This window comes from Halopseudomonas sp. L-58 (assembly GCF_056859475.1).
Map to the genome: position 1 here is coordinate 17,763 of NZ_JBSXON010000034.1, position 26,380 is coordinate 44,142.

General features: G+C 59.7%; 26 protein-coding genes. 17 read left to right on the top strand and 9 right to left on the bottom strand.

Going from position 1 to position 26,380, the window contains the following annotated elements; genetic code table 11:
- Position 1: 1 nt before the first annotated feature.
- From rsxB to AC13EY_RS02885, 10 genes are all read left to right on the top strand, one after another.
- On the top strand, positions 2-583 hold the full coding sequence (rsxB, locus tag AC13EY_RS02840; RefSeq protein ID WP_088274285.1) for an electron transport complex subunit RsxB: 582 nt from the start codon (positions 2-4) through the stop codon (positions 581-583).
- A complete protein-coding gene (gene rsxC, locus AC13EY_RS02845) occupies positions 583-2,952 on the top strand; it encodes an electron transport complex subunit RsxC (protein WP_228244978.1) in 2,370 nt (789 codons plus the stop codon). The genes rsxB and rsxC overlap by 1 nt, the downstream gene beginning before the upstream one ends.
- Complete coding sequence (rsxD, locus tag AC13EY_RS02850; protein ID WP_228244979.1) at positions 2,952-4,019, top strand: electron transport complex subunit RsxD; 1,068 nt, start codon at positions 2,952-2,954, stop codon at positions 4,017-4,019. Before rsxC ends, rsxD begins: the two co-directional genes overlap by 1 nt.
- A 3-nt stretch (positions 4,020-4,022) precedes the next feature.
- Positions 4,023-4,661, top strand: coding sequence for an electron transport complex subunit RsxG (rsxG, locus tag AC13EY_RS02855; protein ID WP_228244980.1), 639 nt, complete (start codon positions 4,023-4,025; stop codon positions 4,659-4,661).
- 3 nt (positions 4,662-4,664) lie between these two features.
- Entirely contained in the window at positions 4,665-5,381 is a 717-nt protein-coding gene (locus AC13EY_RS02860; protein ID WP_228244981.1) for an electron transport complex subunit E, read from the top strand.
- A gap of 13 nt (positions 5,382-5,394) precedes the next feature.
- Positions 5,395-6,030, top strand: coding sequence for an endonuclease III (gene nth, locus AC13EY_RS02865; RefSeq protein WP_228244982.1), 636 nt, complete (start codon positions 5,395-5,397; stop codon positions 6,028-6,030).
- Between the two features lie 144 nt (positions 6,031-6,174).
- Complete coding sequence (locus tag AC13EY_RS02870; protein ID WP_228244983.1) at positions 6,175-6,354, top strand: PA3496 family putative envelope integrity protein; 180 nt, start codon at positions 6,175-6,177, stop codon at positions 6,352-6,354.
- 162 nt (positions 6,355-6,516) lie between these two features.
- Positions 6,517-6,732: a DUF2061 domain-containing protein gene (locus tag AC13EY_RS02875; protein ID WP_088274292.1), complete on the top strand. Its 216-nt coding sequence runs from the start codon at positions 6,517-6,519 to the stop codon at positions 6,730-6,732.
- Positions 6,733-6,802: 70 nt separating this feature from the next.
- Entirely contained in the window at positions 6,803-8,104 is a 1,302-nt protein-coding gene (locus AC13EY_RS02880; RefSeq protein WP_228244984.1) for a serine/threonine protein kinase, read from the top strand.
- Positions 8,101-8,874, top strand: a complete 774-nt coding sequence (locus AC13EY_RS02885) for an MlaA family lipoprotein (RefSeq protein WP_228244985.1) — start codon at positions 8,101-8,103, stop codon at positions 8,872-8,874. The genes AC13EY_RS02880 and AC13EY_RS02885 overlap by 4 nt, the downstream gene beginning before the upstream one ends.
- Here AC13EY_RS02885 and AC13EY_RS02890 read toward each other — a convergent pair.
- Together AC13EY_RS02890 and AC13EY_RS02895 are read right to left on the bottom strand one after the other, a co-directional pair.
- Positions 8,871-9,323 (bottom strand): YcgN family cysteine cluster protein, encoded by a 453-nt coding sequence (locus AC13EY_RS02890; protein ID WP_228244986.1) that lies wholly within the window; start codon positions 9,321-9,323, stop codon positions 8,871-8,873. The two genes, AC13EY_RS02885 and AC13EY_RS02890, sit on opposite strands and share 4 nt — an antisense overlap.
- Positions 9,324-9,326: 3 nt before the next feature.
- On the bottom strand, positions 9,327-9,578 hold the full coding sequence (locus AC13EY_RS02895) for a glutaredoxin family protein (RefSeq protein WP_228244987.1): 252 nt from the start codon (positions 9,576-9,578) through the stop codon (positions 9,327-9,329).
- 118 nt (positions 9,579-9,696) lie between these two features.
- Between AC13EY_RS02895 and AC13EY_RS02900 the strand changes: the two genes are divergently transcribed.
- On the top strand, positions 9,697-11,025 hold the full coding sequence (locus AC13EY_RS02900; RefSeq protein ID WP_228244988.1) for a deoxyguanosinetriphosphate triphosphohydrolase: 1,329 nt from the start codon (positions 9,697-9,699) through the stop codon (positions 11,023-11,025).
- Here AC13EY_RS02900 and AC13EY_RS02905 read toward each other — a convergent pair.
- The 4 genes from AC13EY_RS02905 to AC13EY_RS02920 form a co-directional block, all read right to left on the bottom strand.
- A complete protein-coding gene (locus tag AC13EY_RS02905) occupies positions 11,012-11,860 on the bottom strand; it encodes a nitrate- and nitrite sensing domain-containing protein (RefSeq protein ID WP_482876715.1) in 849 nt (282 codons plus the stop codon). The two genes, AC13EY_RS02900 and AC13EY_RS02905, sit on opposite strands and share 14 nt — an antisense overlap.
- 37 nt (positions 11,861-11,897) lie before the next feature.
- Positions 11,898-12,284: a lactoylglutathione lyase gene (gene gloA, locus AC13EY_RS02910; RefSeq protein WP_482876717.1), complete on the bottom strand. Its 387-nt coding sequence runs from the start codon at positions 12,282-12,284 to the stop codon at positions 11,898-11,900.
- 126 nt (positions 12,285-12,410) lie between these two features.
- Positions 12,411-13,628 (bottom strand): argininosuccinate synthase, encoded by a 1,218-nt coding sequence (locus AC13EY_RS02915; protein WP_088274300.1) that lies wholly within the window; start codon positions 13,626-13,628, stop codon positions 12,411-12,413.
- A 152-nt stretch (positions 13,629-13,780) separates the two neighbouring features.
- The gene (locus tag AC13EY_RS02920) at positions 13,781-14,629 is read right to left on the bottom strand and encodes a flagellar protein MotY (protein WP_228244991.1); all 849 of its coding nucleotides are present in this window, start codon (positions 14,627-14,629) and stop codon (positions 13,781-13,783) included.
- A gap of 255 nt (positions 14,630-14,884) precedes the next feature.
- On the opposite strand from AC13EY_RS02920, the gene pyrC reads away from it, so the two are divergent.
- The 6 genes from pyrC to AC13EY_RS02950 all read left to right on the top strand — a co-directional run bounded on the left by pyrC (position 14,885) and on the right by AC13EY_RS02950 (position 22,398).
- Complete coding sequence (gene pyrC / locus AC13EY_RS02925; protein WP_228244992.1) at positions 14,885-15,919, top strand: dihydroorotase; 1,035 nt, start codon at positions 14,885-14,887, stop codon at positions 15,917-15,919.
- Between the two features lie 70 nt (positions 15,920-15,989).
- The gene (gene rnt, locus AC13EY_RS02930) at positions 15,990-16,625 is read left to right on the top strand and encodes a ribonuclease T (protein WP_266101704.1); all 636 of its coding nucleotides are present in this window, start codon (positions 15,990-15,992) and stop codon (positions 16,623-16,625) included.
- Between the two features lie 213 nt (positions 16,626-16,838).
- Positions 16,839-17,810 (top strand): TAXI family TRAP transporter solute-binding subunit, encoded by a 972-nt coding sequence (locus tag AC13EY_RS02935; RefSeq protein WP_228244994.1) that lies wholly within the window; start codon positions 16,839-16,841, stop codon positions 17,808-17,810.
- Between the two features lie 189 nt (positions 17,811-17,999).
- Complete coding sequence (locus AC13EY_RS02940) at positions 18,000-20,582, top strand: TRAP transporter permease (RefSeq protein WP_228244995.1); 2,583 nt, start codon at positions 18,000-18,002, stop codon at positions 20,580-20,582.
- 4 nt (positions 20,583-20,586) lie between these two features.
- Positions 20,587-21,021, top strand: coding sequence for a universal stress protein (locus AC13EY_RS02945; protein ID WP_228244996.1), 435 nt, complete (start codon positions 20,587-20,589; stop codon positions 21,019-21,021).
- Positions 21,022-21,186: 165 nt separating this feature from the next.
- Positions 21,187-22,398: a nitrate/nitrite transporter gene (locus tag AC13EY_RS02950; RefSeq protein WP_228244997.1), complete on the top strand. Its 1,212-nt coding sequence runs from the start codon at positions 21,187-21,189 to the stop codon at positions 22,396-22,398.
- A gap of 106 nt (positions 22,399-22,504) precedes the next feature.
- On the opposite strand, the gene AC13EY_RS02955 is transcribed toward AC13EY_RS02950, so the two are convergent.
- The 3 genes from AC13EY_RS02955 to AC13EY_RS02965 form a co-directional block, all read right to left on the bottom strand.
- The gene (locus AC13EY_RS02955) at positions 22,505-22,906 is read right to left on the bottom strand and encodes a nuclear transport factor 2 family protein (RefSeq protein ID WP_228244998.1); all 402 of its coding nucleotides are present in this window, start codon (positions 22,904-22,906) and stop codon (positions 22,505-22,507) included.
- A gap of 81 nt (positions 22,907-22,987) precedes the next feature.
- Positions 22,988-24,784, bottom strand: coding sequence for an ABCB family ABC transporter ATP-binding protein/permease (locus AC13EY_RS02960; protein ID WP_228244999.1), 1,797 nt, complete (start codon positions 24,782-24,784; stop codon positions 22,988-22,990).
- Positions 24,785-24,888: 104 nt separating this feature from the next.
- Positions 24,889-26,238, bottom strand: coding sequence for a hypothetical protein (locus AC13EY_RS02965; RefSeq protein ID WP_228245000.1), 1,350 nt, complete (start codon positions 26,236-26,238; stop codon positions 24,889-24,891).
- Positions 26,239-26,380: the final 142 nt, after the last annotated feature.

Genomic DNA, 26,380 nt, shown 5'->3' on the forward strand with positions numbered 1-26,380 from the left:
CATGTCGATGATCATTACTGCCATTGTCGTCCTGCTGGGGCTGGCGCTGATTTTCGGTGCCGTGCTCGGCTTTGCCGCCGTTCGCTTCAAGGTTGACGGCGACCCCATCGTTGACCAGATCAACAACCTGCTGCCACAAACCCAATGCGGCCAATGCGGCCACCCGGGTTGCCGCCCCTACGCCGAAGGCATTGCCAACGGCGAGCCGATCAACAAGTGCCCGCCCGGCGGCGAATCCACCATTCAGGCGCTGGCTGACCTGCTTGATGTCGAGGCGCTGCCGCTGGACGCCGAGCACGGCGAAGAAAAGCCGCGCATGGTTGCCTATATCCGCGAGGCCGAATGCATCGGCTGCACCAAGTGCATTCAGGCCTGCCCGGTCGATGCCATTCTTGGCGCTGCCAAACAGATGCACACCGTGATTGTTGACGAGTGCACCGGCTGCGACCTTTGTGTAGAACCCTGCCCGGTTGACTGTATCGACATGCTGCCCCTGCCGACCACACCGCAGAACTGGAAGTGGGATTTTCCGCTGCCCAGTTCAGCCCTGATTGCTACCGACGCCAACCGAGGGGCCGCCTGATGACCGCAGCCAGCCCTATTCGAATCTGGGACATCCCCGGCGGCATTCACCCGCAAGAAAACAAGCTGCAATCGCTCGGCCATGGCATCGAAACCCCGCCGCTGCCGCGCGAGCTGATCGTGCCGCTGCAGCAGCACATTGGTGCCCGCGCCGAGCCCTGCGTCGCCGTGGGCGACAAGGTACTCAAGGGCCAACTGATCGCGGAGGCAAGCGGCTTTGTCAGTTGTCCGCTGCACGCGCCGACATCCGGCACCGTCACCGCCATTGGCCCTGCAGCCTATCCGCATGCCTCCGGCCTGGAAGAATGGGCCATCCGCATTGAGGCTGATGGTGAAGACCGCTGGTGTGAACTGGATCCGATCAGCGACTTCCGTGCACTTGAGCCCGCTGCGCTGCTCGACATCATCCGCGCGGCCGGTATCAGCGGCCTGGGCGGCGCCGGGTTCCCGACTGCCGTAAAGCTCAAGGCACGCCCCGAGCAGAAGATCCACACGCTGATTATCAACGGCACCGAGTGCGAGCCCTACATCACCGCTGACGACAGCGCCATGCGTTACCGCGCCGAGCAGATCGTCAGCGGCATCGAAGTGCTGATGCACATCCTGCGCCCGGAGCAGGTTCTGATCGGCATCGAGGACAACAAGCCCGAAGCGATCGAAGCCATGCGCGCCGCCGTTGGCGAGCGCCCCATGCAGGTCGTGGTCTTTCCCACCAAGTACCCGTCCGGCGGTGAAAAGCAGCTGATCCAGATCCTGACCGGCAAGGAAGTACCCAGTGGCGGCCTGCCAGCCGATCTCGGCATGGTCTGCCAGAACGTCGGCACCTTGCTGGCGATCCACGACGCGGTAGTTCTGGGCCAGCCACTGATCAAGCGCATCACCACTCTGACCGGCGATGCCCTGAGCCACCCGACCAATGTTGAAGTGCTGATCGGTACGCCGATACGTGACCTGCTGACCTTTGCCGGCCTGCAGCCCGAAAAACTCTATCGACTGGTCATGGGCGGGCCGATGATGGGCTTTACCCTGCAGAGCATGGACGCGCCCATCGTCAAGACCACCAACTGCCTACTGGCCGGCAGCAAGGCTGAACTGCCGCCACCGCCACCCGCCCAGCCGTGCATCCGCTGTGGCTTGTGTGCTGAAGCCTGTCCGGCCAGCCTGCTGCCGCAACAGCTGCACTTCTTTGCCCTGGGCAAGGACTACGACCAGCTCAAGCGCCAGAACCTGTTTGACTGTATCGAATGCGGCGCCTGCTCATACGTCTGCCCCAGCAGTATTCCGCTGGTGCAGTACTACCGCGCGGCCAAGTCAGAGATTCGCGCACTCGACCTTCAGCAGCACAAGGCCGACCACTCACGGCAGCGCTTCGAGCACCGCCAGGAACGCCTGCAGCGCGAGGCCGAGCAGAAGGAACGCGACCGTATCGCCCGTGCCGAAAAAGCCGCCCGCCTCAAGGCCGCCAAAGAAGCAGAAGCGGCCAAACAGGCCGATTCCGACGCCGCAGTACCTGCTGCCGACGCGCCTGCGCCGAAGGCCGGCGGCCTGACGCCGGAGCAGAAGCAGCTGAAGATCGCTGCGGCAACCGCCCAGATGGCGCTGAAAAAGGCCCAGAAGCAGCTGACCGCCAACCCGGATAATGCAGACCTGCAGGCGCAGATCCCGCAGCTGGAACAGGCTGCGCGCGAGGCGCAGGAGGCCTTCGACAAAGCTCAGGGTGAAGTCAGCAGCCAGCCAGCCGCGCCTGCGCCACAGGCAGCCGGTGAAGACGACGCCAAGAAACTGAAGATCGAAGCCGCCATGCTGCGCGCCGCGCTCAAAAAGGCCGAACGTGCGGCTGGCGACAGCCCCAGCGACGAACAGCAAGCCGAAATTGCCAAATTGCGCGAGCAGGCAGAGGCAGCCGAAGCACGCGTACCGACGACTGCGGCGGCAAAAAAGCCGGTCGATGAGAAGCTCAAGCAAGCCAAGCTCGATCTGGCCATGGCCCGCGCTGCCACCAGGAAGACCGAACGCGCGCTCGCAGAGTCGCCGGAGGATGCTGACCTGCAAGCGCAGCTCGCAACCCGGCAGCAGGCGCTCAGTGCGGCTGAGAAAGCACTGCATGAAGCGGAAAACAGCAGCCCCATTCCGCCTCCAGAACGCCAGCGTGTCGACAAGAAGCCCGTTGATGAGCAACTGCGTGAGCTGAAAACCAATCTGGCCACCATCAAGGCCGACTTCAAGCGCGCCGAACGTGAGCTCAAAGACGCGACCGAAGCGGGGGCTGATACAGCAGCCGCTGAACAGGAACTGGCCACCCGCCGGGCAGCGCTCGACATCGCCGCCAAGGCCTTCGCCGACTATATGGCCAGCAAGGAGACCAACTGATGGCGCTGGTTCGCATGACTTCGCCACACGCCAAGGGCAACAACCACACCCAGACCATCATGCTCTGGGTACTGGGTGCGACGTTGCCCGGCATCCTGGTGCTGACCTGGTTCTACGGTTTCGGCACCCTGATCAACATGCTCTACGCCAGTGCAATCGCCCTGCTGGTCGAAGCACTCATCCTGGCGATTCGCAAGCGACCGATCGGATTTTACCTGCGTGACGGCAGTGCGCTGGTAACCGCCTGGCTTCTGGCCTTGGCGCTGCCGCCCTACGCCCCCTGGTGGCTGACCCTGATTGCGGTCAGCTTCGCGATCGTTTTTGGCAAGCAGCTCTATGGCGGCCTGGGTCAGAACCCGTTCAACCCGGCGATGCTGGGCTACGTAGTAGTGCTGATTTCCTTCCCGGTAGAGATGACCAGCTGGCCAGCCTGGCGCGGCATTGAAGCAGTAGTGCCCGACGTTCACGCCACCCTTGGTCTACTGGACGGCCTGAGCAGAATCTTCCTGCCGGTCAGCAGCGAGATCGACGGCTGGACGCTGGCTACCGCGCTGGACGTGGTCAAGACCAACAACAGTCTAACCATGACCGAGTTGCAGGCCACCAGCCCGGCGTTCGGCCAGTTTGCCGGTTACGGCTGGGAGTGGGTCAACCTTGCCTACCTGCTCGGTGGGCTGGTACTGCTCTACAAGCGCGTTTACAGCTGGCATGCCCCGGTTGGCATGCTGGCGGCACTGGCGGTGATGAGCCTGCTGTTCTGGAATGGCAGCGGATCGGATTCAAACGGCTCGCCGCTGTTCCATCTGTTCAGCGGTGCCACCATGCTCGGCGCTTTCTTCATCATCACCGATCCGGTGTCCGGTGCCACCAGCAAGCAAGGTCGCCTGATCTTCGGTGCCGGCGTGGGTATTCTGGTCTACGTGATTCGCGCCTGGGGCGGCTACCCCGACGCGGTGGCGTTTGCGGTGTTGCTGATGAATCTGACTGCACCGACCATTGACTACTACAGCACGCCGCGCACCTATGGCCACAGCAAGGCCAAACGCGGTATGGGCAAGACGGACTGAGCCATGGAAAATCCTACCAGTACCAGCAGCTCGATCCTGCGCAACAGCCTGATTCTGGGCCTGTTCGCCATGGCGACCGTGGGCATGATTGCGGTCACCCAGCAAGGCACAGCGGAGCGCATTGACGAAGCCCAGCGCCGGGTTCAGCTCAGCGCGCTGAACGAGATCATTCCCCACGACCGGCACGACAACGATCTGCTGGCCGACAATTTTGCCATCGACGACCGTCAGTACCTGAGTCTGACCGCCGCGAAAGATGCCTACCGCGCACGCAACGACGGCGCAGTCAGCGCCGTGATCCTGCCGGTCGTCGCCCCTGACGGCTACAGTGGCCGCATTGACCTGCTGGTCGGCATCAATGCCGATGGCAGTATCGCCGGGGTGCGCAGTGTCAATCACCGTGAAACCCCCGGTCTGGGAGACAAGATTGAGACCGCAAAAAGCCAGTGGGTGCTGGACTTCAACGGCAAGAGTCTGAGCATGCCGGTGCCCGAACAATGGGCGGTAAAGAAGGATGGCGGCGAGTTTGACCAGTTTACCGGCGCAACCATTACCCCGCGGGCCGTCGTCAAGGCGGTCTATCAGGCACTTACCTATTTCGACGCACACCGGGCCAGCCTTCTGCAGCTGGACGAGGAGTAATCCATGGCGACCAAGACGCTCTCCGAGATCACCGCTGACGGTCTTTGGCACAACAACCCCGGTCTGGTTCAACTGCTCGGTCTCTGCCCGCTGCTGGGTGTCAGCAGCTCGGTGGTCAACGCACTTGGTCTGGGTCTGGCGACCATCCTGGTGCTGGCCGGCTCCAACCTTGCCGTGTCGCTGATTCGCAGCGCCGTGACCGACGCTGTGCGCCTGCCCGCCTTCGTCATGATCATCGCCGCTCTGACCACCTGTATCGAACTGCTGATGCAGGCCTTTACCTATGAGCTGTACCAGATCCTCGGCATTTTTATCCCGTTGATCGTCACCAACTGCGTGATCCTTGGTCGTGCCGACGCTTTCGCCTCGAAGAATCCGCTGCTGCCCTCGCTGGTCGACGGTTTCATGATGGGCCTGGGCTTTACCCTGGTGCTGATCGTGCTGGGCGGCCTGCGCGAGCTGGTCGGCCACGGCACGCTGTTTGCCGGCATGGACCTGCTGCTCGGCCCGACTGCCGCAGATTGGAAGCTGGTGGTATTCCCCAACTACAAGGACGTGCTGTTCGTCATCCTGCCGCCCGGTGCGTTCGTCTTCATGGGCCTGCTGATCGCCCTGAAGAATCTGATCGACGCCAAGGTCAAGGAACGCGCCGCAGCTCGTGAAGCCAAACCGGCCGCGGCAGGCAGCAAGCGGGTGCGTGTCACCGGCACCATCAGCTGAAACAGGCGACGCGATGAACAAGGAAAAGCGCTACGAAATCTTCCGCCGGCTGCGCGAGGATAATCCTCATCCGACTACCGAGCTGAAATTCAGCACGCCGTTCGAGTTGCTGGTGGCGGTAACACTTTCGGCGCAGGCGACCGACGTTGGCGTCAACAAGGCGACCGACAAACTGTTCCCGGTCGCCAATACTCCGGAAGCCATCTATGCATTGGGTGTCGATGGTCTGAGCGAGTACATCAAGACCATCGGCCTGTACAACAGCAAAGCCCGCAACGTCATTGCCGCCTGCAAGATTCTGATCGAAGAGCACGACAGCCAGGTGCCGCAGACACGCGAGGCACTCGAAGCCCTGCCCGGCGTCGGCCGCAAGACCGCCAACGTGGTGCTCAACACCGCTTTTGGCCAGCCGACCATGGCGGTGGACACGCATATTTTCCGCGTCAGCAATCGCACCGGCATTGCACCTGGCAAGAACGTGCTTGAGGTCGAAAAGAAGCTTCTCAAGCACGTGCCCAAGGAGTTTCTGGTAGACGCCCATCACTGGCTGATCCTGCACGGTCGCTATGTCTGCAAGGCGCGAACGCCGCAGTGCGGCAGCTGTCGTATAGAGGATTTGTGCGACTACAAGCACAAGACATCCGACTGAATCCCAAGCGCGATCCCGCCTCCGGTAACGCAGTGAAAATACACTGCGTTTCGTCGTTAAATTCAATTGAAAAAATCTATTTCCGCAAATTCGTATCTGCGTTTATAAGGTGCGCAAATGACATGTTCAGCGTGGAGTTGAGTCATGAGCCAAGCCAAATCAGATATCGAACTGGACGACGACGAGTTCATCGAAGACGATGACACCCCCGATACCGACAGCGCACCCATTTCCAAAAGTAGCCTGACCAAGCGCCGCTTGATCGACAACTATCTGGAAGAGCGACGTCTGCAAAGGGAGCTTAGCGACTTCGATTTTGAGTGACATCCCTGAAAGCGCAGGCCCTGCCCTGCGCTTTTTTTCGCCAAGAGCTATCGCTCATATCTATCAGCGCAATTAAACAAATTCGATTCATTAATCGCTTGGCCCTGACTACCCTGACAACACTACTAATGATTCTTGTTAAGCGTGTTCAGGGATACTGCCATGACCAAAACCATCACCTTCGCCTGCATGCACTTTTCCATCGCCTTCGGTGTGGTGTATTTGCTGACCGGCAGCATCATGATCGGTGGTGCGGTCGCGTTGATTGAGCCGGCCATCAACACCGTGGCGTTCTATTTCCATGAAAAACTCTGGAATCGGCTGGAGCGCCGCCGGCATGTTCGCCGGGCGCGCTTGCCGATTCCGCTCTCTGCCTGAGTCGAAAAAAGCGGAACTTTATCCCCGATTTGCGGTTAAATCTCCTGAATCCCTCAGGAAGAGAACCCGCTTGCTACGCTTTCCCGGAATTCGTGCCCTTTGCACTGCCCTGCTTGCCTGCCTGCCTCTGTCGGTGCAAGCCGAGCCCTATGCCTACCCGGTGTCCAACCCCTTTATGGCAACCGTTGCAGGCACTCCTGAACGGCTGCAGGCTGCAGTCCCCCCGGAAGTAGACGTACAGCAGGTCGACCTCAAGGTTCGCGTGCTGCCCGAGCGCCACCTGCCGCCGGCACTGTCCCAGTATCGCGATCTGCACTATCGAGTAGCCTGGCACGATAAGCCCGCCCCGCTGATCTTTCTGATTGCCGGCACCGGCTCCGGCTACGACAGCAGCCGCATGGATTACCTCAAACGGCTATTTTGGCAGGCTGGCATGCATGTCATCGTACTGTCCTCGCCTACCAATCACGACTTTATTGCCGCCGCCTCGCGAAGCGGCATGCCGGGCATTGCTGCAGACGATGCGCGGGATCTGCATACCGCCATGAGCATGGCCCTGGCCAAGGCGCGCAATGAACTCGATCTGGAAATCACCAGCTACCGACTCGCCGGTTTCAGCCTGGGCGCACTGCATGCGGCCTTCGTCGCCGAGCTGGACGAGCACCTGGGCCAGTTCGATTTTCAGCGGGTATTGCTGCTCAACCCGCCAGTGGATCTGTATGCCTCGGTTCGGCGGCTGGATGCGCTGTCCTATACCCGTATTGCCGGCGTCAGCGACAACGACAGTTTTTACGAACATATCTTTCAGAAACTGTCCCGTCACTTTGCCAGCCGCGGCAACAGTGATATTCAGGCCAGTCTCTTCGAGGAAATTCAGAGTTCACCGCAAGCCCTGACCGATGCGGAGCTGGCCATGCTGATTGGCGCCGTATTTCGTTTCGCAGCCGCCGATCTGAACTTCATGAGCGACCTGATCAATGGTGGCGGGCGCTACGCTCCGGCTGATCAACGTCTAAAGGTCAGCACATCACTCACACCCTATCTTCGCCGCGCGCTGTTCTGCGATTTCAGCTGTTATGTCGAAACCCAATTGCTGCCGGCCTGGCAAAGCCGCAACGCCGACGGCGACCTGCAACAGATGGCTGAACAGACCAGCCTCAGACACCTGGGCGCGTTTCTGCACGGCAATGCGAAGGTTGCCGTGGTCAGTAACGCCAGTGAGCTGATCCTGACCCGCGACGATTACCATTTTCTCGCGCAGACCTTTGGCGAGCGCGCCTTTCTGTACCCGTCGGGTGGTCACGGGGGCAATCTGGACTATGCGCCGGTAGCCCGACGGTATCTGCAGTTTTTGCAGGGAGGCTCGCAATGAAGCCGTTAGTCAATCTGCCCCTGCTGGCCTTCCTGATCAGCGCGCCAACGCTCTCCGCCGAGCCGGTCGACACAGTGCCGCTGTACAGTGACCCGCTGCTGGAGCTGGACATCGATGAAAGCGAAAATCGCTACCAGTTTGAACGCTCCAGCCTGCGTGCACTCAATGTGCAGGATCCAATCGAGGGCTTGAACCGCCGCATCTATCGTTTCAACGCACAATTCGATCGCTATGTGTATTTGCCCGTTGTACGCACCTATGCATGGGCCACTCCGCGGCCAGTTCGAACTGGCGTATCCAATATTTTCAATAACCTGGGTGAGATTCCTAATCTCGGAAACAGCTTATTGCAGGGTAAGTTCAAGCGCAGCGGGCAGACCACCGCTCGCCTGCTGTTCAACAGTATTTTCGGGCTGGCCGGGATATTTGATGTAGCCGGAAAAATGGGACTGCCCCGGCAGAAGGAAGACTTCGGCCAGACACTCGGCGTCTGGGGCGTGCCACCGGGCCCCTATCTGGTTCTTCCGTTTTTGGGGCCATCCAGCCTGCGCGACGGTACCGGACGAACCGCAGACTGGGTGCTGGAGGATTACGTCAACTACATGCACAGCCGGGACGTTATGAACGACTATCAGGCGACCTGGGGCATTTGGGCGATTGATCTGCGTTACCAGACACCCTTCCGCTATGGCGCGCTGGACAGTCCGTTCGAATACGACCAGGTACGCTACCTGTATACCAAGTTGCGCGAATTTGAGGTCGACAACTAGCCGACGCGGAAAATGATGTGGTCTTCCCAGTCGTCGTCCGGCACGCTGCCCTCAGCCAGCATCTGACCGGACTGGGAGATTCCCGCTTTATGAACGGCATTGCGATCACCGCACACCAGATGGTGCCACGGCGGCAGGTCCTCACCTTCGGCTACCAGGCGATAGCCGCAACTGGGTGGCAACCAGGCAAAATCCTGCGCCTTGCCCGGCGTCAGCTGAATGCAGTCCGGCACGAATTGGCGACGGTTCGGGTAATCGCTGCAGCGGCAGGTCTTGAGGTCGAGCAGCTTACAGGCAATGCGGGTGTAGTAAATCGCCTGCGGTTCGTCTTCATCTTCCAGCTTCTGCAGGCAGCACAGGCCGCAGCCATCGCACAGCGACTCCCACTCGTCCTGATCCAGCTGCTCCAGGGTTTTGCGCTTCCAGAACGGCTCAACACGCATCGCCATCGCTCAGCCCTCCTCACGCAGACTGTCACCCAGCCAGGCCATCAGGCTGGCCAGATCGAACGGCCAATCCAGTTCGGCGCCGCTATCTACGCGCTGCAGCACCGGAATGCGCAGCTGGTAGCGTTCCATCAGCTCGTTGCTGTCGACGATATCTACCTGATTGACCTGCACATCCGTCATCAGCGGCGCCAGCTCGGCAAGAGCGGCATCACACAGGTGGCACCCCAGGGTGCCGTAAAGATTGAGCTGAATCATTGGCTGCACACAGAAACTGAAAAGCCGGCATTCTACCCTGTTTGCCCTTCTCTGCCGACCACGCTTGGCAGCGATGCCGCCATCCAACATACTCAGGGCACTGCCTATGGAGAGTTCTATGGATTGGGAAACACTACTGTGCCGCGAGCGGCTGGGTAAAACCTTCACCAGCGATGAGGAATTGGGCCGCACCCCCTTCCACAAGGACCACGACCGCGTCATCTTCTCCGGGGCTTTCCGCCGGCTAGGCAAGAAAACCCAGGTTCATCCGGTCTCCAGCAACGATCATATCCATACCCGCCTGACCCATAGCCTTGAAGTTGGCTGTGTGGGCAGGTCGCTCGGCATGCGGGTCGGCGAGATGCTGCGCGGGCAGTTGCCGGAATGGTGCCAGCCTGCAGATCTGGGTGTCATCGTTCAGGCCGCGTGTCTGGCCCATGACATTGGCAACCCGCCCTATGGCCATTCCGGCGAAGACGCCATACGTCACTGGTTCAGGCAGGCTGCCGACCAAGGTCTGCTCGATGCCTTGAGCGATGCCGAGCGCAATGACTTCCTGCACTTTGAAGGCAACGCCCAGGGATTCAGGGTGCTGACCCAGATCGAATACCACCAGGCCGAAGGCGGCATGCGCCTGACCTACGCGACCCTGGGCGCCTATCTCAAGTATCCCTGGACGGCACGGCATGCCGATACGCTTGGCTACAAGAAAAACAAGTTCGGCTGTTATCAGGCCGAATACCCGCTGCTCAAGCAGATTGCCGAGAAGCTCGGGCTACCCGCCCAGGGAGATCAGCGCTTCAGTCGGCACCCCCTGGTGTATCTGGTCGAGGCCGCTGACGATATCTGCTATGGCCTGATTGACCTGGAAGACGGGCTGGAAATGGATTTGCTTGCCTACGCTGAAGTTGAGCAAGTCCTGCTCGATCTGGTCGGTGACGACCTGCCGGAAACCTACCGGCTACTCGGCCCCCAGGACTCCCAACGTCGCCGGCTGGCCATTCTGCGCGGCAAGGCGATAGAACATCTGGTCAACGCTGCTGCGGAGGCCTTCATTGAGCAGCAACCAACGCTGTTGGCGGGTGATCTGGAGGGTGATCTGGTCGAGCACATGCATGGCGCAGCACGGCGCTGCGTACTCGACGCCAAGCAGATGGCACGCAAGCGCATCTTCCAGGACAAACGCAAGACGCTGCACGAAATCGGCGCCTACAGCACACTGGAGACACTGCTGGATGCCTTCTGCGGCGCAGTCAACGAGCTGCACGCCGGTCAGAACCTCAGCTTCAAGCACCAGCGCATTCTCGATCTGCTGGGCCACACCATACCGCAGGCGGACTGGCCACCCTATCGCAGCTATCTTCGGGTAGTGGATTTTATTGCCGGGATGACCGATCTGTATGCAGCCGATATGGCAGCCCAGATTCGCGGTATCAGTCGGAACTGAGCGCTCGCCTTTCAAGCCGGGCAAGTAGCATGTCTACCAGTAATAACTGCGCGCTCAAGGCCTGCGTGGCCGTCTGAAAGTAGCCGGCTGAGTCAATTCCCGGCTCAGGGCTGTCAAGCAGAGCGCTGATGCGTTCGAGCAGTACATCGAGCGCATCCTCCGCCGCCCTGACCGGATGGTCGACCAATGAGCGCAGCTCCGGATCCGAGGCCAACCGTGCCAGCACGGCATAGCACTGCTCACGAAGCTGCGCCGCCAACGCCGCCAGCTTCGCCCGCGCGCCCGCCTGATTCTGGCGATTGGCCGCAATCCCGGTACCTATCGCCCGGGATTGACCAACGATCTCGGTGTTACGCAATAACTCCAGCCACAGGCCCTCGGCCTGCGGCGCAAGCCGGCCGAGGCATACCAGATCATGGCGTTCAGCCAAGCCCTGCACCGTTGCCAGCAGATTACGTATCATCTCGTTGTGGATGAGAAGCATCGACTCCGGATCCTGCTCGTCCCTGCCCTCCTCGAGCTGAGTCCAGCACGCCAGTGCATCGTGCCAGCTGCCGTGCCAGTGGAGGGAGGGCTGATAGAGTTGACAGGTTTCAAACAACTGATTGACCTGCTGGTGGACCGACCAGCGCCGTGCTTCAAGGCTCCGCTCACCGGACATGACCCCGTAGCTGAGTCCCCGGAGACGTTGCACCTGCTCGACAAGTTGGCGCAGCACACGAATCTGGGCAAGGACCGAGAGCAGGGCCTTGCGCTCACGGCGACGCCTGTAGTGGACGCTGACGCCCCATCCGACCAGCACTAACACCACTATCGCTGCAAGCACCGCCCCCATTCTCACTCCTCCCCGAAAGCCAGATCAGCTTCCGAGTTCATGCCACGGCAGACAGAAGTTCAATTCGGTAACCATCCGGGTCTTCAACGAAGGCCAGTACCCGAGTACCGTGTTTCATTGGCCCGGCCTCGCGCACGATCTTGCCTCCAGCCTGCCGAATCTGTTCGCAGGCAAGATAGACGTCCTGAACTTCAATCGCGATGTTCCCGTATCCCGATCCAAGATCGTAGGAAGAGGTGTCCCAGTTCCAGGTCAGCTCCAGCACCGCGTGGTCCGCCTCGTTTCCGTAGCCGACAAACACGTTGGTAAAGCGTCCTTCTGGATAGTCCTTGCGCCTTAACAGGGTCATACCCAGTACCTCGGTGTAGAAGGCCACGGACTTTTCAAGATCTCCGACCCGGAGCATGGTGTGCAGAATTCGCATGATCGCTACCCTTGCGTGTCGATGCAGCCAAAGCTACCGGTTTACCACCACTGCTAGCAACATATAAACGAAAACGCCCGGCGAAATTGCTTCCGCCGGGCGTTTTGTCGTCACAATGAATGCTGATCAGATCAGCTTGCGACCTTTACCGGCTGCGATGCGCATGCGCAACGCGTTCAGTTTGATGAAGCCGGCGGCGTCGGCCTGGTCGTAAGCACCGGCGTCGTCCTCAAATGTAGCGATGTTGGCGTCGAACAGAGAGTCATCAGACTTGCGACCAACAACCATGATGTTGCCCTTGTACAGCTTCAGGCGAACCACACCGTTTACGTTCAACTGGGACGCATCGATCATCTGTTGCAGCATCACACGCTCGGGGCTCCACCAGAAACCGTTGTAGATCAGCTCGGCATACTTCGGCATCAGGCTGTCTTTGAGGTGCGCAACTTCACGGTCCAGTGTGATGGACTCGATAGCGCGGTGGCCCTTCAGCATGATGGTGCCGCCGGGGGTCTCGTAGCAGCCACGGGACTTCATGCCGACGAAGCGGTTCTCAACGATATCCAGGCGACCAATACCATTGGCACCACCGACCTTGTTAAGGTAGGTCAGGACCTCAGCCGGGGTCATGTCCTTGCCATCGATCGCGACGATGTCGCCCTTGCGGTAGGTCAGTTCGATGTAGGTGGCCTGGTCCGGTGCGTTCTCCGGGGAAACAGTCCAACGCCACATGTCTTCCTCGTGCTCGGTCCAGGTATCTTCCAGCACGCCACCTTCATAGGAGATGTGCAGCAGGTTGGCATCCATCGAGTAGGGAGACTTCTTCTTGCCATGGCGCTCGATCGGAATGCCGTGTTTCTCGGCATAATCCATCAATTTTTCGCGGGACAGCAGATCCCATTCGCGCCAGGGAGCAATCACTTTCACGCCAGGCTTGAGCGCGTAGGCACCCAGCTCGAAACGAACCTGATCGTTGCCTTTGCCGGTAGCGCCGTGGGAGATGGCGTCACCACCGGTTTCGTTGGCAATTTCGATAAGCCGCTTGGCAATCAGCGGACGGGCGATAGAGGTACCCAGCAGGTACTCGCCTTCATAGACGGTGTTGGCACGGAACATCGGGAACACGAAGTCGCGGACAAACTCTTCACGCAGGTCGTCGATGTAGATTTCCTTTACGCCCATGGCCTGAGCCTTGGCGCGTGCAGGTTCCACTTCCTCACCCTGACCGAGGTCGGCGGTGAAGGTGACCACTTCGCAGTTGTAGGTTTCCTGCAGCCATTTGAGGATGACCGAGGTATCCAGACCGCCGGAATAGGCCAGGACGACTTTGTTGACTTCTGCCATTACATGCTCCCTTAAGCAAGACTGAACCGCCACCCCGTAGGGAATGGACGAAAGCGACTATTCTAGCGCCAGAGCAGCAGGATTCACAGGGGAGAGGTCTTCGACTTTCGGGTCTTGTGCCGATTGAGCAAAACAGTTCCAAGGGCTGCGCGTCAGTCGTGCTGCAGCCGCACCATTACCCGGCGATTGGCTGCACGACCTTCGGCGGTGCGATTACTGGCGACCGGATAGCTGTCGCCATGAAAACGCATTGTAAACAGGTTTTCGTCAACGCCCTGCTCGGTCAGGTAGTCCCGCACGGCAAGTGCGCGCTGGCGCGACAGTTCCCGGTTGTCCAGGCGGTTGCCCTGATTATCCGAGTGGCCGTCGAGAATGATACCACTGAGGCTTTCATCGGCATTTATGTACTGCAGGATGGCGTCGAGCCTGGTTTTGGCGTCGGCGCTCAGATTGCTGCCTCCGGCACCAAAGCTGATGATGCTCTGGGCTGCCTGCGACGCACTGATCGGCAGCAGGCCGCTGATGCACTGTTGAAAGTCCAGCCGCGCCTTTTGATAGCCCACACTGGAAATCACCACCCTGACTGGATCGCCCCCTACCTGGCTGCCACGCATGATGGTTGGCTGCAGGCCCGAGGCCAGTCCGGCGAGCATGCGGTCAGCCTGCTCATAGGGCGCCATCATGGTATAGGTACCTGCGCCTACCACAATTTGCCCGACCGACTGGGCGGCCGTTCCCGGGCGCCAGGGGGGCGGATCGTTGAATACCTGGGCCGGGCCGGGGCGCATCGGGTTATCCCAGGCTGTCAATTCGAATTGCGGATGCTCTCCGGCACGCCGCACAAAGCTCGCCTCACCGTATCCTGCGACTGACTGAGTCAATCGGCAGGCAAACTGATCCCCTTCGACCTGCCATTGCACGTCTTCCATGCGGGTCTGAAAGGTCATTGCCTCGGCAGAAAACGTTAGCGCTGCCAGAACGACCAGAGGGATTCGTGTCACACGGTTCTCCGATTGCCGCCCCCTGAAAACCGGGGCGCCTGCTTCTATTGCCTGTGTCATCGGCGCGTGCGGGAAAAACTTTATCCTGCAAATCAAAAAAATGCCGGGCGTCACCTCAATCGGGATTCTGGCCCTGCACGGCGCACCCATAGCGACTGATCTGCCGGCTAACCTTGCGCACAGGCGCCCTCGGAGTGTCAAAGCCGGGTTGATTGGGTTAGCATTGCGCCATTGATCTGGACTGGAACCCCACGCATGACCGACCGCCTGACGCTTATTCGCCCGGACGACTGGCATATTCACCTGCGCGATGGCGCAGTACTGCAGCACACCGTACCGGATGCAGCTCGCGCCTTCGGCCGCGCCATCATCATGCCGAACCTGGTACCCCCGGTACGTGACGCTGAGGAAGCCGCCGGGTACCGCGAACGCATTTTGGCTGCACGCCCGGCCGGCTCCCGTTTTGAACCGCTAATGGTCCTCTACCTGACCGACAAAACCTCCCCGGAGATTGTGCGTCAGGCGCACGCCAGTGGTCTGGTGGTTGCCGCCAAGCTTTATCCGGCCGGTGCCACGACGAACTCGCAGTCTGGCGTTACCGCGCTGGAGAACATCTATCCGGCGCTGGAAGCAATGGCCGAGGTCGGCATGCTGCTGCTGGTACATGGTGAGGTCACCCATGCCGAGGTCGACATTTTTGACCGTGAGAAAGCCTTTATCGACCAGCAGCTTGTCAAACTGGTGGACCGCTTCCCGGCCCTGCGTGTGGTGTTCGAGCACATTACCACCGCTGATGCGGTGAGCTTTGTCAATCAGGCTCCAGCCAACGTTGGCGCAACCATTACTGCGCACCACCTGCTGTTTAACCGCAACCACATGCTGGTTGGCGGCATCCGTCCGCACCTGTTCTGCCTGCCGGTACTCAAGCGTCAGACTCACCAGCGGGCGCTGTGTGATGCAGTCGTATCCGGCTCCAGCAAATTCTTCCTCGGCACCGATTCGGCTCCCCATGCCCGCCATGCCAAGGAAGCCGCCTGTGGCTGTGCCGGATGCTATACCGCTCACGCGGCCATTGAGCTGTATGCAGAGGCCTTCGATGAACTCGGTGCCCTGGAGAAACTGGAAGGTTTTGCCAGCCTCCACGGCCCCGATTTTTACGGTCTGCCACGCAACACCGACACCATCAGCCTGGAACGCGACAGCTGGACCGTGGCCGATCAGTTGCCCTTCGGCGATCAGTGCATTGTTCCACTGCGTGCCGGCGAACAGATTCGCTGGCGCCTGGTCTGACCTTCCACATCGACACAGCAAAGGATATTTCGTGAGCGAGTTCGACTTCGAAGGCGAAGAACAGGACGTCTTGCCAAGCGGCAAGACCAAATCCCCTCTGGCCTATCGTTTCCGGGGCTTTCTCCCGGTCGTCATTGATGTTGAAACCGGCGGTTTCAATGCAGCGACCGATGCGCTTCTGGAAATCGCAGCCACCACCATCAACATGGATGAAGAAGGGATGGTCTACCCGGACCACACGACCTTCTTTCGTGTCGAGCCCTTCGAGGGTGCCAACATTGAACAGGCGGCACTGGAGTTTACCGGCATCAAGCTGGACCACCCGCTGCGCCAGGCAGTAAGCGAAGAGCATGCACTGACCGAGATCTTCAAGCACATCCGAAAGGCCGTTAAATCTGCCGGCTGCAAGCGGGCCGTTCTGGTTGGGCACAACGCTTTCTTCGATCTGGGCTTTCTCAACGCCGCAGTCGAGCGCACACAGATCAAGCGTAATCCGTTTCATCCGTTCTCCTGTTTCGATACTGCGACGCTGGGCGGCCTGGCTTACGGTCAGACAGTGCTGGCGAAAGCCTGCAGCGCTGCCGGTATCGACTTCGACGGCCGCGAGGCCCATTCGGCGCGATATGACACCGAGAAGACAGCAGACCTGTTTTGCACCATTGTCAATCGCTGGCGCGAGATGGGTGGCTGGCCACCCGTAGAGTAATCCGCACGTAAAACCCGGCTTCAGGCCGGGTTTTCGTTTCCCCATCAGGGTTGCCCGACCGCGGCGCTGCGGTTATGGTCCTAATGGATTTCAAATCATCCACTACACTGAACAGGTGAATGTGTTCGGCCCTGTTACAGGATCGGGCCTCGCACGCTGGCGGGCTGCTGTCTTGCAGTCGCCACAGACAATCAGAAAAAGGAGCTACATCACATGATGCGCAAATCCCTTGCCCTGCTGTTCTCAGCCACAATCGGATACGCTTCACTGGGTGCAACAACCGCGGCAGCCGAAACCTTTGTCACCATCGGTACCGGTGGTCAGACCGGTGTTTATTACGTGGTCGGTCAATCGGTCTGCCGCCTGCTCAACCGCAATTCAGCCGAACACGGCATTCGTTGCAACGCTCCCTCCAGTGGTGGTTCGGTCGCCAACGTCAACGCTATCCGTGGCGGCGAGATGAACATGGGCGTGGTGCAATCGGACATTCAGTACAAATCCTATGAAGGCATTCAGAGCTTTGAATCCGAAGGCCCCTTCAGTGACATGCGTGCCCTGTTCGCCCTGCATGGTGAGCCGCTCACTATCGTAGCCCGCAACGACGCCAACATCGCCGGCGTTAAGGACCTCAAGGGCAAGCGCGTCAACATCGGCAATCCGGGCTCAGGTCAGCGCGATACCATGGACGTTGTTATGCAGGCGCTGAGCTGGACAGTTGACGACTTTGCCCTGGCCTCTGCGCTTGATGCAGCCGAGCAGGCCGCTGCGCTGGGTGACAACAACATCGACGCCATGGTGTATGTCGTCGGTCATCCGAACGGCTCCATTCAGGAGGCCACCACCACTGTCGACGCCAACCTGGTATCGGTATCCGGACCGGAAATCGATCAGTTGATCAGCGAGCGCCCCTACTACGCCAAGGCGATCATTCCGGGCGGCCTGTATCGTGGCAATGACGCCGACACAGAGACCTTCGGCGTGCGTGCAACGCTGGTAGCCTCCACAGCTACCGATGACGAGACTGTCTACCATACAGTGAAGGCGGTATTCGAGAACATCGACCGCTTCAAGCGCCTGCACCCGGCTTTTGCCACCCTGAAGGAAGAGGAAATGATCAAGAACGGCCTCTCGGCACCGCTGCACGAAGGCGCCATCCGCTACTACAAGGAACGCGGCTGGATGTAACACCAAACGGGCCATCCTCAGGGGTGGCCCGGTTGTTTTCGGTTACCCGATTTACCTTGCTGCCGCCATTTCGGCAGCCCCGGACGCGGGTCCACGAGATCTCGTTCCTATCGCGGCGCCCACAGGCATGCTGCACCGGCAGGACAACTGCCGCACCATAATCAAAATGCACAGGAGAAGCGCGCAGCCATGAGCCAACCAAGCGACGCCACCGACCTCAACACTGAACTGGAAGATCTGGTCGCCACCAGTGATACCGGTGCCCGCAAGCCCACCGGCCTGGCCAAAAATCTGCTGATGGGCATTGCAGCGATATGGTCGCTGTTTCAGCTGTGGATCGCCTCGCCGCTTCCTTTTCTGGTCGGCTTTGGTGTATTCAACAGTACCGAGGCGCGCTCGATACACCTGGCTTTTGCGGTGTTTCTCGGCTTTATGGCCTACCCCGCGTTCAAACGCTCGCCGCGAGAGTATGTGCCGGCTATTGACTGGATTCTGGCGCTGATCGCCGCTTTCTGCGCCGCGTATCTTTATCTGTTTTATGCCGAGCTGGCAGAGCGCCCCGGCAGGCCGACAACCCAGGATGTCGTGGTTGCCGTGACGGGGCTGATCCTGCTGCTCGAAGCTACGCGAAGAGCGCTCGGCCCGCCGCTGATGATCGTTGCGCTGGTCTTCATCATCTATTCGGTGGCCGGCCCCTATATGCCCGGCATCCTCGCACACCGTGGCGTCAGCCTGGAAGCGCTGACCAACCACCAGTGGCTCACCGCACAGGGCGTATTCGGCATTGCATTGGGCGTATCGACCAGCTTCGTCTTCCTGTTCGTGCTGTTTGGTTCACTGCTCGATAAGGCCGGCGCCGGCAACTACTTCATCAAGGTTGCCTTCTCGCTGCTGGGGCATTACCGAGGCGGACCGGCTAAAGCTGCTGTGGTCGCCTCCGGCATGACCGGCCTGATCTCGGGCTCCTCTATCGCCAATACCGTTACCACCGGCACCTTCACCATCCCGATGATGAAACGGGTCGGGTTCTCGGCGGAAAAAGCCGGCGCGGTTGAGGTTGCCTCCTCGGTCAACGGCCAGATCATGCCCCCGGTGATGGGTGCTGCCGCATTCCTGATGGTCGAGTACGTCGGCATTTCCTATGTCGACGTCATCAAGCATGCCTTTTTGCCGGCGCTGATTTCCTATATCGCACTGATTTATATCGTTCATCTGGAAGCGGTCAAGGCCGGTATGCAGGGCCTGCAGAGCAGCAATCCACCCCGTCCGCTGCTGCGCAAGATCATTGGTTTTCTCACCGGCCTGCTGCTGTTGATGGCACTGTCGTTCGCGGTCTATTACGGCCTGGGCTGGCTTAAGCCGGCGCTGGGAGACGCCGCCGGCTGGGTGATAGCTGGTGCCCTTGCCATCGTTTATATCGGGCTGCTGAAGATCGGTTCACGCTACCCGGAACTGGAGCTGGATGACCCCAACTCCCCGGTGGTTCACCTGCCGCAGACCCGTCCGACGGTGATGTCCGGGTTGCATTTCATCCTGCCGGTGATCGTGCTGATCTGGTGCCTGATGGTTGAGCACCTCTCCCCCGGGTTGTCGGCATTTTGGGCAACGATCCTGATGATCGTGATCATGCTCACCCAACGCCCGCTGATGGCGGCGTTTCGTGGAGATGGCGATACCGGCAGCGCGCTACGTCAAGGCTTTGAAGAGCTCTGGCAGGGGCTGGTAGCCGGTGCGCGCAACATGATTGGTATCGGCATCGCCACCGCGACCGCTGGGATTATCGTCGGTGCGGTCTCGCAAACCGGTGTTGGTCTGGTGCTGGCAGACCTGGTTGAGATCCTGTCGATGGGCAATCTGATGCTGATGTTGCTGCTGACCGCGGTACTCAGTCTGATCCTTGGCATGGGCCTGCCGACTACCGCCAACTACATTGTGGTGTCTGCCCTGCTGGCACCGGTGATCGTCACGCTAGGACAGGAAAGCGGCCTGCTGGTGCCCCTGATCGCAGTCCATCTGTTCGTGTTCTATTTCGGCATCATGGCTGATGTGACGCCGCCCGTTGGCCTGGCGTCGTTTGCCGCCGCGGCGGTATCGGGTGGTGATCCAATCCGCACCGGCTTCCAGGCCTTCTATTACAGCCTGCGCACAGCCGCACTGCCGTTCCTGTTCATCTTCAACACTGATCTGCTACTGATCGACGTGGACCTGCTGCACGGCATCATCATTTTCGTGGTGGCCACCATCGCGATGCTGATCTTCGCAGCGGCCACCCAGGGCTGGCTGGTCGTCAAGAGCCGCTGGTATGAAAGCCTGCTGTTGCTGCTGATCGCCTTCACCCTGTTCCGTCCGGGCTTCTGGATGGATATCGTTCATGACCCCTATCGTTCAATTCCGCCCGCCCAGCTGGAGCAATCCCTTGAGCGACTTGATAAGGGCAGCAACCTGCGTGTTCAGGTCGCCGGGGCGGATGACATCGGCCAGCCACGTACCTTTTTTGTGCTGGTCCCGGTTCCCGAAGGTGCCAATGGCGCTGAACGCCTGAACAAACTGGGCTTGCTACTGATGGAAGATGGCGACCGGACAATCGTTGATATGGTGACCTACGGCAGTCCTGCAGCGGATCTGGGCTTCGAGTTTGATCAGGAGATCGTCGAAATTCTGGCTCCGGTAGATCGTTGGGCCAAGGAATGGATGTGGATTCCGGCCGTTGGGGTATTCCTGCTGGTGTTCGGACTGCAATGGCGTCGGCGCCCCGCCGGCGCCCATGCGTAAGGAAATGATCATGTACGACAAGATACTGTTGCCCATCGACCTCAACCACAAGCAATCATGGGAAAAGGCGCTGCCAACCGCTCTGAATCTGTGCCAGACCTATCAGGCATCCTTGCACATCGTGACCGTTGTTCCCGACTTCGGCATGCCTCTGGTCGGCGGCTTCTTTCCGCGCGAATTTGCCGAACAGGCCAAAAAAAACATCAGTGACGGGCTTAAGGCCTTTGTTGCCGAGCACGTGCCCAAAGGCGTTAAAGTGCAGCGCATCGTCGCCGACGGCAAAGCTTATGAGGCTATCCTCCGGGTCGCGCGCAAGCTGGATGTGGACCTGATCGTCATGGCGTCTCACAAGCGTAAACGGCTGGAAGACTACCTGCTTGGCACCAACGCGCTGCGCGTCGTGCAACAGTCAAAACGATCCGTGATGATTATCCGCTAATACTCCAGCCCATTTGGCACAGAATCTGCGTTGATATTACTGTGTGATATGGGCTGCCAGCCTCCAAGCTCGTAATTGCGATGGCTTGGCAAAGGCGCTTTTGCCTGTGTGAACACCAGCCAACAGACAGTTAAAAGCGCTTAGCAGTACCGACAGGTCTATCGAATGAGTACCTCGTTCTGGAAGTCAGGCCACACCCCCACGCTGTTTTCAGCGTTTCTCTACTTTGATATCAGCTTCATGGTCTGGTACCTGCTTGGCCCGCTAGCGGTACAGATTGCGACCAATCTTGAGCTTGACGCGCAGCAACGGGGCATCATGGTTGCCACCCCGATTCTATCCGGCGCGCTCCTGCGGCTGCTGCTCGGCTTCTTGGCAGATCGCCTGTCACCGAAACTGGCAGGTGTCATCGGCCAGTTGATCGTCATACTCTCGCTGTCGATCGCCTGGCTGCTTGGTATCGACAGCTACGAACAAACGCTGCTGCTGGGGTTGGGGCTAGGCTTTGCGGGCGCGTCCTTTGCCGTTGCCCTTCCGCTGGCGTCACAGTGGTATCCGCCCGAGCATCAGGGAACAGCCCTGGGCATAGCCGGTGCCGGCAATTCCGGGACAGTCCTGGCCGCGCTTTTTGCACCGGGGCTGGCCTATCTGTTCGGTTGGCAGAACGTGTTCGGGCTGGCGCTTATCCCGCTGAGTATCACCCTGCTTGTGTTTTTGCTGCTGACACGCAATGCGCCCAGCCGTCCTGCGCCTGCCGCGCTGATCGACTACGCCCGGGCGCTGCGCGATGTCGACAGTGCATGGTTCATGTTCTTCTACAGCATCACCTTCGGCGGCTTCATCGGCCTGGCCAGTGCGCTACCCGGGTACTTCAGCGACGAATACGACCTTGATCCGGTTCGCGCCGGTTATTACACAGCGGCCTGCGTGATGGTCGGCAGCCTGATGCGGCCAGTTGGCGGTATGCTGGCCGACCGCGTTGGCGGCATTCGAGCTTTGCTGATGATGTATGCGATTGCCTCTGGCTGTATCGCTATCGTTGGCCTCAACCTGTCCGATGCATGGGCAGCCCTGAGCCTGTTTGTTATCGCAATGCTGGGTTTGGGGATGGGTAACGGTGCTGTGTTTCAGCTGGTACCCCAACGCTTTTCGCGTGAAATGGGTGTGATGACCGGATCGATAGGAATGGCCGGCGGCGTTGGCGGTTTTATCCTGGCCGCAGGCCTGGGAGCCATCAAGCAACACAGTGGCGACTATCAGCTTGGACTGTGGCTGTTCGCCGCGCTCTGCATTCTGGCCTGGGCGGGACTTTTCGGTGTCAGGCACCGCTGGCGCACCGCATGGGTGCCTTTGGGTGCCGGCAGGGCACGCCTTTGAGACATGCGGTCGGTCAGGCGCATCCATAATCGGTCAATGACTGTGGAGCGCAAGACCTGGCAATCAAGGCCGGCCAGAGATCCCCGGCGGCCTTGTCCATGGCATATCAGGCTTTGGCGGGCTTGATCGCTTCAAGCATACGCCCCATGGCTGCGTGAATCGCATTGACCGCCTTGAGCGGGCGGACCATGACCTTGAAGTCAACGATCTTGCCTTCGTCATTCCACTGGATCATATCGATGCCATTGATGGTAATGCCGTCAATCTCGGTCTGAAATTCCAGTACCGCGTTGTTGCCATCAATGACTTCACGCAAATACTTGAAATGCCCGGGCTCGTTCAATGTCTTGAACGCCGCGGAGAGATACAGCGTTGTGATCGGCTTGCCAACCTGCGGGGTATGCACCACCGGCGAATGAAAGACCACCTCATCGGCCAGCAGATCTGCCAGACCGCTTGGATTTTGTGCCTCGACAACCTTGTGCCAGCGCTCGATTACGCTACTCATCACCGCTCCTTGTTGTTATCTGCGTGAGGCCCATTGTTTGCCCCTTTGGCATGCAGCCGCAAGGGAGATTCAGGTGGTGAATCAGGCGTCCGCAACCTCAATTCGTTCCCGTTGCTGATCCGCCCACAGCCGCGCGTAGGCACCCTGCCTGGCCAGCAGTTGGGCGTGGGTGCCCTGCTCCACTACCTCGCCCTGGTCAATCACGGCAATGTTGTCGGCGTGGACGATCGTCGAGAGACGGTGGGCGATGGCCAGGGTGGTACGACGCTCGGCAACCAGGTTGAGGGCGTCGAGAATGCGGCGTTCAGCGTGGGTATCGAGCGATGCGGTGGCTTCATCCAGAATCAGAATCGGCGGGTTCTTGAGCAGTACGCGGGCGATGGCAATACGCTGCTTTTCGCCGCCGGAGAGCTTCAGGCCCCGTTCACCCACCGGGGTATCCAGTTTCTGCGGCAGGCTGCGCACGAAGGTATCCAGCTGCGCCAGCTCCAGCACTCGCCAGATTTCGTCCTCGCTGGCGCCCGGTGCGCCGTATGCGACGTTGTAGCCGATGCTGGCATTGAACAGCACCGTGTCCTGAGGCACCACGCCGATGGTGCGGCGCAGGCTGTCCTGAGTCACGCAGCGAATGTCCTGACCGTCGATGCTGATGCTGCCGCTGTCTACGTCGTAGAAACGAAACAGCAGCCGCGCGAGGGTCGACTTGCCGGCACCGCTGGCACCGACAATCGCCAGGGTCTGTCCCGCCGGGATCTCGAGAGTAATGCCTTTCAGCACCTCACGCCCCTGATTGTAGCGATAGTGCACATCATGAAAGCGAACTGATGCTCCATGCAGTTGCAGCGCCTTGGCATTTTCAGCGTCCAATACCTTGAGCGGCGCGCGCAGCAGCGTGAACAGCCGCTCGATGTTGGTCAATGCCTCGCGGATCTCACGGTAGACGAAACCGAGGAAGTTGAGCGGAATAAACAGCTGAATCATGTAGGCATTGATCATCACCAGCTCACCAACGGTCATGCTGCCGGCGCTGACCTCGCGCGCCGCCAGCACCATCATCAAGGTGACAGCCCCCGCGATAATCAGCGCCTGCCCCGAGTTGAGTGCCACCAGCGACAGCCGGTTCTTCATCCGAGCCGCTTCCCAGTCCTGCAGGTTGCGGTCGTACTCGCTGGCTTCAAACGCCTCGTTGCCGAAATATTTGACCGTTTCGAAATTCAGCAGGCTATCGATGGCGCGGGTATTGGAGCGGTTGTCCATCTGATTGCTTTCGCGCACGAAGCGGTTGCGCCACTCGGTGCACCAGATGGAGAAACTGCCATACAGCAGCACCGCCACCAGCACGGCCGCCGCGTACACCGCGCTGAAGTTGGCCAGCAGAATCACACTGATCAGGCCAATCTCGATCAGCGTTGGCAGAATGTTGAACACCATAAAGCGCAACAGAAAGCTGATGCCTGACGTGCCCCGCTCGATGTCCCGGGCCAGACCACCGGTGCGCCGCGACAGATGAAATCCGAGGTCAAGCCGGTGCAGATGCTCAAACACCTGCAGCGAGATGCGCCGCATCGCCCGCTCGGCAACACGGGCAAAGACCGCATCGCGCAGCTCACCGAAAAATACCGACGAGAAACGCAGCACACCGTAGAACAGCAATAACGCTGCAGGCACCAGTACCAGTGCGTCAGCGGCGTTTTCAAAGTGATCAACAATCAGTTTGAGCAGCCACGGCACCGCTACGCCGGCCAGCTTGGCAACCAGCATGCAGAGCATGGCCAACACTACCCGTCCGCGAAACTCGCGCAGATAGGGCAACAGATCAAAGATGATGCGCCAGTTGACCGGGCCACCGGCGTACTGGCTGTCGGAGCGTGGGCGCACGGCAACTCTCGGCAGAAAAAGGAATGGCTGAAAACACAAAGGGCCTGAGCGCAAACGCGTTCAGGCCCCAGAAGTGTACCGCATGTAGGGCGGCGGAGCTGCGCTCAGTCCTCGTGCGGAATCGGGTCCGGGTTACGGTCCCAGCCGACCAGCAGCAATGTGGTTGCAATACCGATCAGCAGGCCTATCCAGGGCTCGAAGAACGCCAGTGCGGCACCGATCAACACCACCGCGCCGCGGGAAGTGTTGTTCTTGGGAATCGCCATGGCGATATAGGCGCAGGCAAACCCGGTCAATACCAGCGTCAGCGACAGCGCAATCCCAAGCAGCGGCTTCAGCCCGGTCAGCAGCGGCAGCAGGAAGAACAGGATCGGCAGACCCATCAGGTAATAGGACGCCAGACCGCTGTGCAGGCTGCCCATCGCTTCCTTGCCCTGTTTCCAGCGCTGCATGATGATCACGTGCACGCCGGTCCACAGTGCCCCCTGGGTCGGGAAGAATGGCGCGCTGATACCCATAAGCGCGTTACGAATGGCCAGCGAGATGTGCGAGCGGGTCGGGTTGATGTCGATGTGCTCATCCTGGCGGTTTTGCAGGCCTTCACGAATGACTTCATTACCGGTCACCAGATCGCCGAACAGGATCACGTAGGTGATAAGGGCCAGCGGCATACCCTGAATGAACATCTCCATGCTTGGCCAGCCAATGGCAAACGGCGACACTTTGGCCCAGGCATCGCCCAGCGGCGGAATCAGGATGCCCCACTGAATGTCGTAGCTCACCTCACCCACCATCGGGCCGATAATGCCCGCCAGCACAAAGCCGGGCAGCAGGCCGAGTGCGCCAAGCAGCGCGAAGAAACGGTACTTTTCTTTCAGTTTGGCCATGGGCAGGCTGAAAGCAAAGATCAGGCAAACCGCGCAGGCGATGGTCGTTGCGATCGGCTGTTGCAGCAGAAAACGTTCAGCGTCGTCGACCAACACCCTTTTCAGCGCGGCGATAGCGGCGCCAAGGATGATCCCCGCTTTCAGCGTGTCGGGTAGCCAGAGCATGAAACGTTTGCCAAGCCCGGTAATACCCAGCAAAAACAGCAACAGCGCAAAATCCAGAGATAATGCAGTCATCGCCTGGAAGCGCTCATCCGGGGTTTCGTAGCCACCAAGTACAAAGGCAAGTACCAGCGGCAGGGCCGGCGTAATCCAGCCCGGTGCGTAAGGTTCGCCGAAGACGATGATCGACGAGGTGATCAGAATCGAATGAATAAGCGAGACGGCGACGGCCTCTTCGAAGCTCAGACCGAAAAAGCCGGTCATCAGCGGGACCAGCGACAGGCCTGTTGCGGCTGCGATCAGCAGGCCCTGAAAGAACTCCGGCCAGCACAGTTTGGAGTGATAGAACGGCAAGCGGAAGGTAAACGGCCCCCAGCGCCAACCAGGTTGTTCAGGTTGCGACATACCCGTCTCCAGTATTGTTGATTGTTCTTCTTATTTGGCTCACCCGACGGTGGGCCTGCTCTGATTATGCCAGCCAGAGCGGCTGGCGGGTGACCAAGGTGTTACCATCACTGTTGTCGATGAAGCGAACGTGCCGCAGCTT